The following is a 14,821-nucleotide window of genomic DNA, read 5'->3' as shown; positions in this document are numbered from 1 at the left end:
ACTCAGCCATCGGGGGCAAGCCCCCTCCCACATTTATTCGTACAACAAAAAGGCCCGCTGAATCAGCGGGCCTTTTTTGTGGGCGATGTCAGATCAGAACCTGAACACTTCCATATCCGTACGGATCGGCGTAGCCATCGGCATTTTCGGCTTCTGCGGCTCTGCTGGCTTGGCCTGCACCGCCGGGGCTTGCTTGCGCGGCGCCTCGGCAATCGGCGGCTGGTTGGCCAATGGCTTGAGGGCCACCGACAACTGCTGCGCCAGATTCTGCAACAGCACGCCCTGGGCCTGGACCTGGGACGCGGTGGTACCCGCGTGTTCTTCCTGCAAATGCACGATGCGGCTGTCGCGCACCTGACCACGACGGTCGATCAAACGCCATTGCGCATCGAGGATGGCCGGCTGCGATGTCCCCGAGTCCAGTCGGGTGATGGTCAGCAACACCTGCACATCCGGCGAAAAACCGGCGGGCGCAGGCGACAGGACCACACGCTGGCTGTCCAGATGACCGGCCACTTGGCGCAGCATCAACTGGTTGATGTCGGAGGACAAGCTGCCCGCCCAACGACCATCGGTGGAACCTTGCAGGCTGCCGTCGTTCTGACGTTGCAGCAGGGTTTCGCGTTGCAGGTAGTCGGCAACCACCACCGGGCCCAGCAGGACCGCCATACCCGCACTTTGTGCAGGTTGCGCCGGACTTCCGCTGTCCAGCTGGTACAGCGACACCGGCTGGTGCGTGCTGCAACCCGCCAGCCCCAGAAGGCCAGCGAGCATCAAAAATAGAGGAAGGCGTGGAGCAGTCATCATCCCATCCAGGTGGCTGCCACAAGGCGAACCACAATGTAATACTAAAAATAACCTAAACACGCTCGGCCACGCCGGCGCTGGAAAGGCCATATCATCCGTGAATATGCGCCATGACTCCAGCGCCAAAGCGTCGATCTACGCGTTAAATCGTAGATCGAGGGCTCTAGTACGCCTTAAACAGGCGTTTCAACCAGTAAAGCATCCACTCGCTGGAAACCCCGCGGCAGTTTATTACCACGCCGTCCACGCTCGCCTTTGTAGTGTTCCAAGTCGTCGGGACGCAGCGACAGCGTGCGTTTGCCGGCCTGAAGCACCAGGGTGGCGCCCTCCGGGATCACCGCGATGTCGGTCACGTACTCTTCGCGACTGGCCACCCGCTCCCCTGGAATACCAATAATCTTATTGCCCTTGCCTTTGCCCAATTGCGGCAGATCGCTGATCTTGAACACCAGCAGACGCCCTTCGGTAGTTACCGACGCCAGCCAATTGCTCTCGCGGTCGTCCACCGGTCGCGGCAGGATCACCTTGGCGTTGTTCGGCAGGCTCAACAGCGCCTTGCCCGCCTTGTTCTTGGCCTGCAGGTCTTCACCCTTGACCACGAATCCGTAACCGGCGTCGGAAGCGATGACGTACAGCGAATCATCATCCGGCAGCAGCACGCACTCGAAATTCGCCCCTGGCGGCGGCGTCAGGCGCCCGGTCAACGGCTCGCCCTGCCCCCGTGCGGATGGCAAGGTGTGCGCCGGCACCGAGTAGCTGCGCCCCGTGGAGTCGATAAATACCGCAAACTGGTTGGAACGCCCGGCCGCAGCGGTCTTGAACCCGTCGCCGGCCTTGTACGACAAGCCAGTGGCGTCAATATCATGCCCTTTGGCGGAACGAACCCAACCCTTTTCCGACAGAACGACGGTAATTTTCTCGTTCGGCAGCAGTTCGGTTTCTGTCAGCGCTTTGGCTTCAGCACGTTGGACGATCGGCGAACGACGGTCATCGCCATAGGTTTCGGCGTCTTTGATCAGTTCGCTGCGCACCAGCTTTTTGAGCTTGGTTTCGCTGCCCAGCAGGGCTTGCAGCTTGGCTTGTTCCTTGAGCAGCGCGTCCTGTTCGTCACGCAGCTTCATTTCTTCCAATCGCGCCAACTGGCGCAAGCGGGTGTCGAGGATGTAGTCGGCCTGGATCTCGCTCAGCTCGAAACGCGCGATCAACTCGGCTTTTGGGTGCTCGGCGGTACGGATGATATGGATCACTTCATCCAGGTTGAGGTAGGCAATCAGCAAGCCGTCCAACAGGTGCAGGCGGCGCTCAACCTTGTCCAAGCGAAATTGCAGGCGACGACGAACGGTCTGCACCCGGAACTCCAGCCACTCCACCAGCAGGTTGCGCAGGTTTTTCAGCTGTGGCTTGCCGTCCAGGCCGATGATGTTGACGTTGACCCGGTAGCTGGACTCCAAGTCCGTACTGGCAAACAGGTGTTGCATCAGCACTTCGTGGTCGACCCGGCTGTTGGTCGGGATGATCACGATGCGGCATGGGTTTTCGTGGTCGGACTCGTCACGCAGGTCGGCGACTTGGGGCAACTTCGACGGTTTGGCCTGCATCAATGCGGCGATCTGCTCCAGCACCTTGGCGCCGGACACCTGATGCGGCAGCGCGGTGACGATGATGTCGCCGTCTTCGATGTGGTACACGGCGCGCATGCGCACCGAGCCCTTGCCGGTTTCGTACATCTTCAGCAGGTCGGCGCGCGGCGTGATGATTTCCGCTTCGGTCGGGTAGTCCGGGCCCTGGATATGCTCGCAAAGCTGCTCGACGGTGGCCTTTGGCTCATCCAGCAAGCGTACGCAGGCGGTAGCGACTTCGCGCAGGTTGTGCGGCGGTACGTCAGTGGCCATGCCGACCGCAATACCGGTGGTGCCATTAAGCAGGATATTCGGCAAACGTGCTGGTAACACCAGGGGTTCGTCGAGGGTGCCGTCAAAGTTCGGCCCCCAGTTCGCCGTGCCCTGACCCAACTCGCTGAGCAACACCTGCGAATACCGCGACAAGCGCGCCTCGGTGTAACGCATGGCGGCGAAGGACTTGGGATCATCCGGCGCACCCCAGTTACCCTGGCCGTCCACCAACGTGTAGCGGTAGCTGAACGGCTGGGCCATCAGCACCATGGCTTCGTAGCACGCCGAGTCGCCGTGGGGGTGGAACTTACCCAGCACGTCACCGACGGTACGCGCCGACTTCTTGTGCTTGGAATCGGCGTCCAGGCCCAACTCACTCATGGCGTAGATGATGCGCCGTTGCACGGGTTTGAGGCCGTCGCCGATATGCGGCAAGGCACGGTCCATGATCACGTACATGGAGTAGTTGAGGTAGGCATTTTCGGTGAAGTCAGCCAGCGACCGGCGTTCTACGCCGTCTAAGCTGTCTGCGAGGATGTCACTCATGCGGGCCTCATCATTGTTTGGTAAGGCGCAGCGGAACTGCCGCTGCGCCGGGTCAATTCAAGTGTTTGATCATTCAAGGCTGGGCACTCCAGCCGCCGACCGGGGCGGCAAAACGATAGACCACCGGGCGTTTTTCACCATCGGCACGGGGGCCGAAGTTGTTGTCGATGCCTACCCACGCGCCCTCGGCATCCACCACCAGGGCTTCGGCCAGGCCATAAGGTTGGGCGTAACGCCGCTCGGGCGTCAGGGTTTCGTCGGCGAACGACCAGCACAGCTCGACCTTGGCCGTGACCGCATCGCGCCGGCAAATCTGGAACGCATTCCGTTCCAGGGTAAACAGCTTGCCGTTGAACAGTGAAAGATCGGCGAAGTCCTTGGACACGGCCTTGGCGTCGGTGAACTTGACCGGCTGCACTTCCTGGCCGGCCTCACTCAGCAATACGCAAGGACCGTCGCAATTCCAGAGGCTCTGGCCACGCTTGATCGAAATCAAGCCGCGTCGTTCACGCTCGGCCGCCAACCAGATCTGGTTGCCTTCAGGGTTGACCGCCAACCCTTCAAACAAGGCATTGAAGTGCAGCAGCATGCCGCTGGCCCGGGCCTCACGCACCATGCCCGGGGCAATCTGCAACCATCGCGTATAGCTGTCATCGCCGTGAAGCGACACTCGCAGGACAGCGGCGTGAGACTCGCTGACGATATACAGCCCGCCCTGGTTATCGCAGCTGACGCCTTCGAAATCCAGATCACCGCCCCGAATAAACGACGCTGCCTTGGTGCGCGAGCGCAATCCCCAGGGCAGCCCGGATTCAGGAACAGGGGGTACATCGATGCCGAACTTTTCAGCCTTCCAAACGGTGTCCGACCTATCCAGGCGATAGATCTGGTCGTCGTCGCGGTCGGAAACCGTCCACAACGCCTCCCCGCACAGCGCCAGCCCCGAGAGGTTGCCGCCGCGCATGCCGTCCACGGGGTGCTCGGACACGAGTTTGAGCTCTGCCACGGGCGCAGCCACCACCGAGGTGGCCGCCAGCGCGCTCAACATCAGGATCGCCAGGACGACGCCTGTGCGCATCAGCCCAACACCTCGGCCAGGTTGCCTTTGGACTCCAGCCACGCCTTACGATCCGGCGCACGTTTCTTCGCCAGCAGCATGTCCATCATTTCCGAAGTACCGGCGTAGTCTTCCAGGGTCAACTGCACCAGGCGCCGGGTATTCGGGTCCATGGTGGTTTCACGCAGTTGCGGCGGGTTCATTTCACCCAGGCCTTTGAATCGAGTGACCTGCGGCTTGCCGCGTTTCTTCTCGGCGACCAGCCGGTCGAGGATGCCATCGCGCTCGGCTTCGTCCAGGGCATAGAAAATCTCCTTGCCCAGGTCGATGCGGTACAGCGGCGGCATGGCGACGTAGACGTGACCGGCATCCACCAACGGGCGAAAGTGCTGCACGAACAATGCACAGAGCAACGTGGCGATGTGCAGGCCGTCGGAGTCGGCGTCGGCGAGGATGCAGATCTTGCCATAGCGCAGTTGGGCGATATCCGCCGAACCCGGATCGACACCGATGGCCACGGCAATGTTGTGCACTTCCTGGCTGGCCAGGACTTCACTGCCGTCGACTTCCCAGGTGTTGAGGATCTTGCCGCGCAACGGCAGGATCGCCTGGAACTCTTTGTCTCGCGCTTGTTTGGCAGAACCACCGGCGGAGTCACCTTCGACCAGGAACAGTTCGGAGCGCATCGGGTCCTGCCCCGCGCAGTCAGCCAGTTTGCCGGGCAGTGCCGGGCCCTGGGTGATGCGTTTGCGCTCGACCTTCTTGCTGGCCTTGAGGCGACGGCCGGCGTTGTTGATCGCCAGCTCCGCCAGGGCCAGGCCCAGCTCAGGATGCTCGTTGAGCCACAGGCTGAAGGCGTCCTTGACCACCCCGGAGACAAACGCCGCGGCTTCACGGGACGACAGACGCTCTTTGGTCTGGCCGGAGAATTGCGGCTCCTGCATTTTCATCGACAGCACGAACGCGATGCGCTCCCACACGTCTTCCGGCGCCAGCTTCACGCCGCGTGGCAACAGGCTGCGGTATTCGCAGAATTCGCGCATGGCATCCAGCAGGCCTTGGCGCAAACCGTTGACGTGGGTGCCACCCTGGGCGGTGGGGATCAGGTTGACGTAGCTTTCCTGCACGCTGTCGCCGCCTTCGGGCAACCACAGCAGCGCCCAGTCGACGGCTTCTTTATTACCGGCCAGGCTGCCGCAGAACGGCTCGTTGGGCAGGCGCTCGAAGTCGCTGACGGAGTCTTCCAGGTAAGAGCGCAGGCCGTCTTCGTAGTGCCACTCGACTTTCTCGCCGGTGCCTTTGTCTTCAAAGGTCACCAGCAGGCCCGGGCACAACACGGCCTTGGCCTTGAGCACGTGCTTGAGGCGGCTGATGGAGAATTTCGGCGAATCGAAGTATTTCGGGTCCGGCGCGAAGTACACGCTGGTGCCGGTATTGCGCTTGCCTACGGTGCCGATCACTTCCAGGTCGGTGGCTTTGTAACCATCGGCGAAGGTCATCTGGTACTCATTGCCGTCGCGCTTGACCTTGACTCGCACCAGGGTCGACAGGGCATTGACCACGGAAATACCCACACCGTGCAAGCCACCGGAGAACTGGTAGTTCTTGTTGGAGAACTTGCCGCCGGCGTGCAGCTTGGTGAGGATCAGCTCGACGCCCGACACGCCCTCTTCCGGGTGAATGTCCACTGGCATGCCGCGGCCGTCGTCGGACACTTCCAGGGAATGATCCGCGTGGAGAATGACGTGCACCGACTTGGCGTGCCCGGCCAAGGCTTCGTCGACGCTGTTGTCGATGACTTCCTGGGCAAGGTGGTTCGGCCGACTGGTGTCGGTGTACATGCCGGGGCGTTTGCGCACCGGGTCGAGGCCCGAGAGGACTTCGATGGCGTCGGCGTTATAAGAGCTAGCGCTGGGAGTGGCCATGGGGTCTCGTCGTGAGTCGTTCGATTAAAAAGTAACCTGCGGTTTCCAAGGCAATTACAGTGCCGAGAAATCGAAGGATTGATACTGATCTGCGCCAATGCCGGCAAAGCTGAGCAGCGCCGGTAATTGCTGGGCGAACCCTTGGTAACCATGGTCGCCACCGGCCTGGATGCGCAAGGCACAGGCCCGGTAATACTGTTGGGCGAGGCGATAATCCAGGGTTTCATCCCCGGTCTGCAACCACACCTGATAACGCGCCGCATCCTGGGGCGCCGGCACTTCCAGCTCGGCCAGCGCCGTGACGTGGTCGTGGGTCAATTCCCAGGTTTCATCGGTGTAGAGGTTCTTCTGGGTGCCCAAGTAGCCGTCGAACATCCGATGGGGGCTTACCGCTGGGTTGACCAGCAGCGCCTTGAGGCCATGGCGCTCGGCAAGATAGGTTGCATAGTAGCCGCCGAGTGAGCTGCCGACCAGCAGCGGCCGCCCCAGTTGGGCAAGGGCCTCCTCTAACTGAGGAATAGCCTGACGAGGATGGTGATGCAACGCCGGCACGCGCAGTTGGTCGGCCAGGCCGAGGCTGTCCATCACGGTGATGAGCTGGCTGGCCTTGTTGGACGCCGGCGCACTGTTGAAACCGTGGATATACAGGATCGAAGCAGACATGCCGGGGGCCTCGCTGGGGCTGCCAAAGAGGCGCAGTTTACAGGGAACAGGGGGCTTGTGGGTGCAGCCGATCGCCGCTGACGGTACTATCTGCGGCCCGGGAACCCGGATATATGGCCGGAGGCCAGTGGCCCGACTTCAAGCGGGGAAACACCATGCAACTTGAATGGCTTGAGGATTTTGTCGAACTGGCGCGCACTCGCAGCCTGTCGCGTGCCGCCGAAAATCGCTGTGTCACGCATCCAGCGTTCGGTCGACGTATCCGGGCGCTGGAAGAATGGGTCGGCACGCCATTGATCGAGCGCAAGCAACCCCTGTCACTGACACCCTGCGGCCTGCTGTTCCTTGATGCCGCCACTCAATCGCTGGAATTGCTGGGCACTGTCAGAGCGCAGTTCAAAAATGACACCCTCAGCCGCGACGAACCGGTGCGCATCGCCACCGGCCGGACCCTGGCCTGTGACTTTTTCCCCGATTGGTACGAGTCATTGCACCCGAAACTGGGCAGCTTTGCGGTGTCATTGCTCACCAGCGGTGCGCAAGAAGCGATCAGCCGGTTGTCCGCCGGCGAGGTTGATCTGCTGCTGAGTTTTTCCAGCCCGCTGACCCAGACGCTGTTGGACCCGGAGCATTTCGACTCCCGAGTACTGGCCAAGGAGGAACTGCTACCGGTCAGCGCCCCGAGCGCCCCTGGGCAGCCGCAACTGCAGATACTCGCCGACAGCAACGCCCTGCTCATCCCTTGGCTGGCCTTCTCACCCACTCTGACACTGCGCAGCGTACTGGCCCGGCATTTGGATCGACTGCCGCAGCGCCTGGCGCTGCGAATGGTTTACCAAGCGGACTCCTATGACGCCATTCTGGAAATGGCCAAGCGTGGCCGGGGGCTGGCGTGGTTGCCGCGCATGGTCGTCAACGACGCGCTGGCATCGGGCGAGCTGCTGATGGCGGGGGGCGCCGAATTTTGCGTCAGTTTCGACGTTTCGCTGCATCGCCTGCGCGCCAACCGGAGCGAGATGGTGATGAGGATATGGACAGCCTTGACCCCCTCCACCACCCAGTAGCCGGATTTACGCGCTCTATCACCGCTGCCGGCAACAACCTGCCGGGTCGTGCCGAAACAGCTCAAATCTGTGCCGAAAGAGCAATTGCCGTTCTGCCGCCTTTGGTTCACTTTCATCCGGGCTTTCACCCATAACAATTAACGCCTTCGATGTCGCCAGGCCGCGCTGCGGTTCGGAGAGTCCGTAGGCCAACAGTGAAACAAACCCGGTGCACACTCATGACAACTCAATCATCCGCCTTATCATCGGCCCAAGCTCCCACCCGGCGCGGCCCATGGAAAGAGATCATCGCTGCCAGCGTCGGCAACGCGCTGGAGTTCTATGACTTACTGATCTATGGCTATTTTGCAGTCGTCATCGGCAAACAGTTTTTTCCGTCCGATAACGAAACCACCTCATTGCTGCTGGCCGTAGGCTCGTTCGGCATTTCCTTTTTGATGCGCCCGCTGGGCGCCATTGTGCTCGGTTCATACACCGACAGAGCCGGACGAAAGGCGTCATTAACGCTGTCGATCATGATCATGCTGGTCGGCACCGCAATGATTACGTTCGCCCCGACCTACGAGCAGATCGGCCTGGCGGCGCCGCTGCTGATCATCGTTGCCCGCATGCTCCAGGGGTTTTCCACGGGCGGCGAATTTGGCGCGGCGACCGCGTTCATGGTCGAACACGCCGACGCCGGGCGACGGGGTTTCTTTGCCAGCTGGCAATTGTCTACCCAGGGGCTGGCAACTGTGCTGGCGGCGGGTGTCAGTGCGATCCTCAGCTATGCGCTGTCGGATGTGCAGTTGAACGATTGGGGCTGGCGTGTAGCCTTCGGCTTCGGCCTGCTGATCGGGCCGGTAGGCTTTTACATTCGCAGACAAATCGATGAAACGCCGGACTTCAAGAAAAACGTAGCCAACGTAGCGGTCAAGACCCCACTGCGGGATGTCCTGATCAAAGGGCACGTCAGCCTGTTGCTGGCTATCGGCGTGGTGGCGGGCGCGACCGCATTCAATTACGTGCATAAGCTGTACATGCCGATCTACGCCTTTAAACAACTGAGCATCACTGCCACGTCGTCCTACCTGGGGGCCCTGATGACCGGTATTACGTTGATGCTCATGGCCCCGATTTTCGGTGGGCTTTCCGATCGCCACGGGCGATTCCGAGTGTTGACCATCGCCTTGTCGATTACCGGGCTGTCGTCTTATCCGATGTTCCTGCTGCTCAATATCTTCCCCAGTTTCTCCACGCTGCTGGTCGTGCAAGCGCTTGTCGGCGTATTGATTGCGGCCTGCCTGGGGCCAATCCCGGCAATGCTTGCCGACATCTTCCCAACCAGCATTCGCGGTACTGGGCTGGCGCTGAGCTACAACTTTTCCGTGACCCTGTTTGGTGGTTTCGCCCCGTTGATCGTGACCTGGATGATCGAGGCAAGCGGCAGCAAACTGGCGCCGAGCTTTTATGTGATGGCAACCATTTTGATCAGCGTACTGGCGATCGCCTGCCTGGGCCGGCGCATGCGCAGCGCCCATCCCTGCGCCAGTTAAGGGCCGCGAGTTCCCCCCTGCTTGTCGCGGCTCGCCCCCGCGACAAGGTACCCACCTTGAGCCCTCGGAGGCAGACATGAAAACCCTTGAGCAGGTTCGTGCATCACTGACACCGTACCCTGTGGAAGTCGAGTTCCCCGATCTCAGCCAATGGAAAGCCGGCAACTGCGGGATCGACTATGTCCACAGTTTTGACAGCGGCACGCCTGGGCCACATGTGCTGGTCATGGCACTGACCCATGGCAATGAAGTCAGCGGAGCAATCGCAGTAGACGCCTTGCTGCGCAGCGGCGTGCGCCCTCGCAAAGGCCGTTTGTCACTGGCGTTCGGCAATATCGAGGCCTATCACCGCTTCGACCCACACGACATTGACGCCACCCGTTTTGTCGACGAGGACATGAACCGTGTCTGGCTACCATCAACACTGGACGGCGACCGAGACTCCGTGGAACTGCGTCGCGCACGTGAGCTGCGACCGCTGATCGACAGTGTCGACTTGCTGCTCGATATCCATTCGATGCACGAAGAATCCCCACCACTGATGATGTGTGGGGCCTGCGCCAAAGGCCTGAAATTCGCAAAATCGTTAGGCGTACCGGCAACCGTGGTGGTCGACGCCGGCCACGCCAATGGCCGGCGTATGCGTGACTATGGTGGGTTTGGCGATCCCGCCAGCCAAAAAAACGCACTGCTGATCGAGACCGGCCAACATTTTTCTAAAAAAAGCCAACACGTCGCCCTCGATATTGCCGCACGCTTCCTGATGGCGACTGATGCAGTCGCCGAGGCCGACGTCTTGAAGCTCCTGAGCCAGGAAAAGCCGGGGCCCCAGCAATGCCTGCAAGTCACTGAACCGGTGATCGCCCACAGCATGGACTTCCGTTTTACCGATGACTTCCGCGGCCTTGAGCGCATAGCCCAGGCTGGAACAGTGATCGCTCGGGACGACCGGCGCGAGATCGTCACACCCCATGACGACTGCGTGTTGATCCAGCCCTCGCTGCGGCAGTTGGGTCCAGGGGTTACGGTAGTGAGGCTGGCGAAGGTTCTGGATATTTAGCCGCCGAGACGTCAATAGCCGTTGCTGCCGTAGTCCACAGTAAAAGCGAAGCCTGTGACACGCTCTACCCCAGTCTCCAACCGCCCATCGGCATGCAAACGCAACCAACGATAGCCCGGCGCCTGCTCACTGACCTTGAAATCCTCGCTGCCCGGCGCGAACTGGATGCAGGTGGACGGCGAAGCCAGCAGGCGCACGCCGTTACGCTCGCGATCGATTTCCTGGTGCACATGGCCCCAGAGCACTGCCTTGACCTGGGGAAAGCGGTCCAGCACGGCAAACAATGCGTCGGGATTGCGCAGGCCGATAGGCTCCATCCACGCACAGCCAAAAGACACCGGGTGATGGTGAAAGCACACCAGATGATGACGGCTAGGGGCTTCACTCAAGGCTTGGGCCAGCAATTGCAGCTGCGAATCCTGAAGATAGCCGGGGACCGAGCCCGGTACGGCGGAGTCCAGAAGCGTGATACGCCAGTTGCCCACATCCACCACTGGCTCAAGCAAGTCGCTGTGTGCAGCGGCCTGCGCCATGATCTGCGGCTCGTCATGGTTACCGGGAATCCAGCGCGCAGGGGCGCCGATGGGTGCAGTCATGTCGCGAAATTGCTGGTACGACTCCAGCGTGCCGTCCTGGGACAAGTCCCCGGTTGCCACGATCAGGTCGATTTGCGGCTGTTGCTGGCGCACCAACCCGATCACGCGCTGCAGGCTGTCACGGGTATTCATGCCCAGCAGTGTGCCGCCGGCCTCTGCAAACAGGTGGCTGTCAGATAACTGCACCAGCAGCGCAGTGTCGGGGTTCAAGGCGGATACGCTCGGCAAGGCGCTCTCCCAAGGCAATCACAGGAATGGACAATTGGGGCGATTATGCTGGGGCAGAACGCAAAGAGGAAACCCGGGAAAGCAGACGCAGTTCACATCTACCGCACGACCTCAAACTCATGACCCAGTGCCAGGCAATGGCTCAACCACTCACCGAGGAACACATTGAGCTGTGCTTTCTCATCGGGCTGGTGCATGAACACATTCGGGTAAGGATAGATGCTGCGAAAGCGTCGCGCATGTTCGGCGCTGATCACTTCGGCCATGCGCGCGTCATGGTACACCTGCACTTCCAGTTGCGGCACCGGCAGCCAGGGCAGGCTGTGCTCCTGGCGCACGCGCAAGGTGGTGGTGTACGGGCAGTTGACGATGACTTCCAGGGCCAGCACGCCGAGCATCTGGTCGCCATGGGTCACGCCGATGCGCCGCGCCTCGGGGGCGTGGCGCATGTCGGGAAGCAGGCGCATCAGGCGCGCATAGTTGGCTTCGCAGGCGGCTTGCAACCCGATCAGGTCGACTCGATAACGTTCCCGTGCCTTTACTGCCATAACCCCCTCACTTCCGCGCGATTAAGCGCAAGCCATTGCAGGGCGATAATGCTGGCTGCGTTGGAAATCTTACCGTCGCGTACCGCTTGCAGGGCGTCTTCGAAAGCCCAGACGGTGACGCGGATATCTTCTGCCTCTTCTTCCAGTCCATGGACGCCACCGGCACCGGCGCTGTCGCAACGGCCCAGGTACAAATGCACAAACTCGGTACTGCCACCGGGCGACGGAAAATACTTGGTGATCGGCCACAGCGCAGAGAAGGTCAGCCCAGCTTCCTCCTCGGCTTCGCGGTGTGCAACCTCCTCAGGTTCCTCGTCCTTGTCGATCAGGCCGGCGACCATTTCCACCAGCCAGGGGTTGTTGCCGCGCCCCATCGCACCTACACGGAACTGCTCGATCAGCACCACTTCATCGCGCTGCGGGTCGTACGGCAGCACGCAAACGGCGTCGTGACGGACGAAGACTTCACGGTTGATCACTCGACTCATGCCGCCATCGAATTTTTCGTGGCGCAGTTGCACGCGATCAAGCTGGTAGAAGCCCTTATAGGCATTGTCGCGCTGAACAATCTCAATCTTGCTCGGCGTCGATTTTGCTGTGTCCGTCATATCCCTTCCTCGTTGTGCCTGGCAATTCGCGCCATCCTAACGCGCTCACGCCCCTGGGTGCAGCCCCCTTCCGGTTGCCGGGATAGACGGCGGGCGTCAAACTCACTCTAATCAGCTTAGTGGCGAACTGACTGCCTTGCTGGTAGTCGAAGCTGCACAATTTCGCTCTTATCGATAGACGAAGGACATCCATGTCGCTTTTAAAAATCGCCTCCGTGGCCTGCATCGCCTTGACCCTCGGCGCCTGCCAAAGCCTGTTCCAACCCAGCTGGCGCACCCCGCTGGAAGCCACCCGCGACACCACCGAACAAACCCGGCCGGGCTGTGCCAGCGCCGATTGCGCGCTGGTGAACATCGACACCGTGCACTTCGTCAAGGAACCCAAGCTGGATGCGTTGATTGAGCAGCGCCTGCTGGAAATGACTGGCGCCAACCCGCTGCCGACTAGCCTTGCGACCTATCGCGAACAATTCCTGCAAACCGCAGCGCCGAACAACAGCATGTATCTGCAGGCCAAGGTACGCGAGCAGCATGACGGCTTGGTGATCATCGAACTGTCCAGCTACCTGGACCAGGGCGCCACCCACGGCGAACCGGGCCGCGCGTTCATCAACTATTCGCGCCAGCAACAAAAGGCCTTGTCGCTCACCGATATGCTGCTGCCGGGCAAGGAAGACGCCTTCTGGAAAGCCGCCCAGGTGGCGCACAACAGTTGGCTGATCAGCACCCGCCTGAGCCTGGAGCCGGAGTTCGTGAAAACCTACCCCTTCCAGAAGACCCCGAACGTGGCGCTGACTTACGGTGGCGTGATCCTCAAGTACCCCACCACCACTATCGCGCCGTACGCCCTGGGCCACGTCGAGTTGCAGATTCCCTACTCGCGCCTGGACGGCATCCTCAAGCCTGAGCTGGTGCCCGTACGCCGCTGAAGGCCCGAGCCAGGATGAACTGCAACAGCCCTGCCAGCACCAACGCCGGCAGGGTAGCGCCGACATCCGGGTACAGATTCGCCAACAGGTGGTAAGTGGCGATGCCACCCAGCCAGGCCAGCAACGCCGACCAATGCAGGCTGGTGACCACACCCTGGCCACGACGGCGCAGGATGAAATGATCCACCAGCACCACGCCGAACAACGGCGCGAACACCGAGCCGATCAACAGCAAGAAGTTCTGGTACTGGGCCAACGGCGCGAAACAGGCGATCAAGGTGCAGATCACCCCGATAGCCAATGCCAGGTGCTCGACTTTCAAGCGCAACAAAATCCCGCTGGACACCGCCGCCGAGTGAATATCGGCAAAGGCGTTTTCCGACTCATCCAACAGGATCAGCAGCAGCGGAATCCCCAGGCCCGCACCCGCCAACGCCAGGAGCAGCGCGTTCACTTCGCCGCTTGGCGCGAACGCCAGGGTATAGGCCACGCCCAGGCTCATCAGCCAGAAATTACCGATAAAGAAGCCCAACGCAGTGCCGCCGAAGACACTTTTGGCACGCTTGCCGAAGCGAGAGTAGTCGGCAATCAGCGGCAGCCACGACAGCGGCATGGCGATGGCAATGTCAAAGCCCACCGCGAATGGCAGCGAACCGTCACCGGCCTGAGCCCATAACGCGGCCAGGTCGGCCTTGGCAAACAGGTTCCAGGTCAGCCACAGGCAGGCGCCGAGCAGCAGCCAGATGCCCCATTTGCGCAGGATCTGGCGCACAAAGGTCAAGGGCCCGCTGACCGCCAGCAAGGTTGCCAGGCCGCCGAAAAACAGCGTCCACAACAACGGGCTGGCCAACACGCTGCCCTCGCTGAATGCCCGCGCGCCCAACAGGCTGGCGGCATCGCGCATCACGATGATTTCGAAAGAGCCCCAGCCGATCAGTTGCAGCAGGTTCAGCAACGCCGGCAGGCTCGCGCCTTTGGCGCCGAGGCTGAGCTTGAGCGCGGCCATTGCGGACAGGCCGGTGTCGCTGCCGATCACACCCACAGCAGCCAGCAACAGCACGCCAACCAGGGTGCCGAGGAAGATCGCCAGCAACGAGCCGCACAGGCCCAGGCCCGGCGCGAGCAGCGCGCCGGTTTGCAGGACCATCAGGCCGATGCCGAGGGAGAACCACAGGGAGAACAGGTCGCGGGCACCGAAGACTCTTTTGTCAGCGGGCACCGCGATGTCGGGGGAGTAAGTGCTCGGTTGAATGTTCAAGGGTGTTATCTCTGAGGGGCATTTGTTGTTTTTTAGATTGCTATCGGGGGCAAGCCCCCTCCCACCGCTTTGAACGTGTTCACCATTCAAAATGTGGGAGAGGGC

At 61.1% G+C, this 14,821-nt stretch carries 13 protein-coding genes; 4 read left to right on the top strand and 9 right to left on the bottom strand.

Going from position 1 to position 14,821, the window contains the following annotated elements; genetic code table 11:
* Positions 1-93: 93 nt before the first annotated feature.
* The 5 genes from PspS35_RS02530 to PspS35_RS02510 form a co-directional block, all read right to left on the bottom strand.
* Positions 94-804, bottom strand: a complete 711-nt coding sequence (locus PspS35_RS02530) for an ABC-type transport auxiliary lipoprotein family protein (protein WP_174244779.1) — start codon at positions 802-804, stop codon at positions 94-96.
* Positions 805-980: 176 nt separating this feature from the next.
* Entirely contained in the window at positions 981-3,245 is a 2,265-nt protein-coding gene (gene parC, locus PspS35_RS02525; protein ID WP_159932647.1) for a DNA topoisomerase IV subunit A, read from the bottom strand.
* A gap of 73 nt (positions 3,246-3,318) precedes the next feature.
* A complete protein-coding gene (locus tag PspS35_RS02520; RefSeq protein ID WP_159932646.1) occupies positions 3,319-4,323 on the bottom strand; it encodes an esterase-like activity of phytase family protein in 1,005 nt (334 codons plus the stop codon).
* Positions 4,323-6,227, bottom strand: coding sequence for a DNA topoisomerase IV subunit B (parE, locus tag PspS35_RS02515; RefSeq protein WP_159932645.1), 1,905 nt, complete (start codon positions 6,225-6,227; stop codon positions 4,323-4,325). The genes PspS35_RS02520 and parE overlap by 1 nt, the downstream gene beginning before the upstream one ends.
* 54 nt (positions 6,228-6,281) lie before the next feature.
* Complete coding sequence (locus PspS35_RS02510; RefSeq protein WP_159932644.1) at positions 6,282-6,890, bottom strand: YqiA/YcfP family alpha/beta fold hydrolase; 609 nt, start codon at positions 6,888-6,890, stop codon at positions 6,282-6,284.
* Between the two features lie 155 nt (positions 6,891-7,045).
* Between PspS35_RS02510 and PspS35_RS02505 the strand changes: the two genes are divergently transcribed.
* The 3 genes from PspS35_RS02505 (at position 7,046) to PspS35_RS02495 (ending at position 10,549) form a co-directional block, all read left to right on the top strand.
* Positions 7,046-7,954 (top strand): LysR substrate-binding domain-containing protein, encoded by a 909-nt coding sequence (locus PspS35_RS02505; protein WP_159932643.1) that lies wholly within the window; start codon positions 7,046-7,048, stop codon positions 7,952-7,954.
* 218 nt (positions 7,955-8,172) lie between these two features.
* Entirely contained in the window at positions 8,173-9,489 is a 1,317-nt protein-coding gene (locus PspS35_RS02500; protein WP_065946613.1) for an MFS transporter, read from the top strand.
* Between the two features lie 76 nt (positions 9,490-9,565).
* On the top strand, positions 9,566-10,549 hold the full coding sequence (locus PspS35_RS02495; RefSeq protein WP_065925641.1) for a M14 family metallopeptidase: 984 nt from the start codon (positions 9,566-9,568) through the stop codon (positions 10,547-10,549).
* A gap of 11 nt (positions 10,550-10,560) precedes the next feature.
* Here PspS35_RS02495 and cpdA read toward each other — a convergent pair whose 3' ends face one another.
* The 3 genes from cpdA to PspS35_RS02480 all read right to left on the bottom strand — a co-directional run bounded on the left by cpdA (position 10,561) and on the right by PspS35_RS02480 (position 12,529).
* Positions 10,561-11,373, bottom strand: coding sequence for a 3',5'-cyclic-AMP phosphodiesterase (cpdA, locus tag PspS35_RS02490; protein WP_159932642.1), 813 nt, complete (start codon positions 11,371-11,373; stop codon positions 10,561-10,563).
* Positions 11,374-11,471: 98 nt separating this feature from the next.
* Complete coding sequence (locus PspS35_RS02485; protein WP_003171323.1) at positions 11,472-11,921, bottom strand: DUF1249 domain-containing protein; 450 nt, start codon at positions 11,919-11,921, stop codon at positions 11,472-11,474.
* Positions 11,912-12,529, bottom strand: a complete 618-nt coding sequence (locus PspS35_RS02480) for an NUDIX domain-containing protein (RefSeq protein ID WP_159932641.1) — start codon at positions 12,527-12,529, stop codon at positions 11,912-11,914. The genes PspS35_RS02485 and PspS35_RS02480 overlap by 10 nt, the downstream gene beginning before the upstream one ends.
* 191 nt (positions 12,530-12,720) lie before the next feature.
* On the opposite strand from PspS35_RS02480, the gene PspS35_RS02475 reads away from it, so the two are divergent.
* Positions 12,721-13,458 carry an RsiV family protein gene (locus PspS35_RS02475; protein ID WP_159932640.1) on the top strand — a complete coding sequence of 246 codons (738 nt, stop codon included), beginning with the start codon at positions 12,721-12,723 and terminating at the stop codon, positions 13,456-13,458.
* Here the strand turns inward: PspS35_RS02475 and cytX are convergent.
* Positions 13,427-14,716 (bottom strand): putative hydroxymethylpyrimidine transporter CytX, encoded by a 1,290-nt coding sequence (gene cytX / locus PspS35_RS02470; RefSeq protein WP_159932639.1) that lies wholly within the window; start codon positions 14,714-14,716, stop codon positions 13,427-13,429. The two genes, PspS35_RS02475 and cytX, sit on opposite strands and share 32 nt — an antisense overlap.
* Positions 14,717-14,821: the final 105 nt, after the last annotated feature.

It is taken from the genome of Pseudomonas sp. S35, assembly GCF_009866765.1.
Taxonomy (GTDB): domain Bacteria; phylum Pseudomonadota; class Gammaproteobacteria; order Pseudomonadales; family Pseudomonadaceae; genus Aquipseudomonas.
Note: the sequence above shows the minus strand (reverse complement) of the source record. Positions and strands in the feature narration are given on the sequence as shown.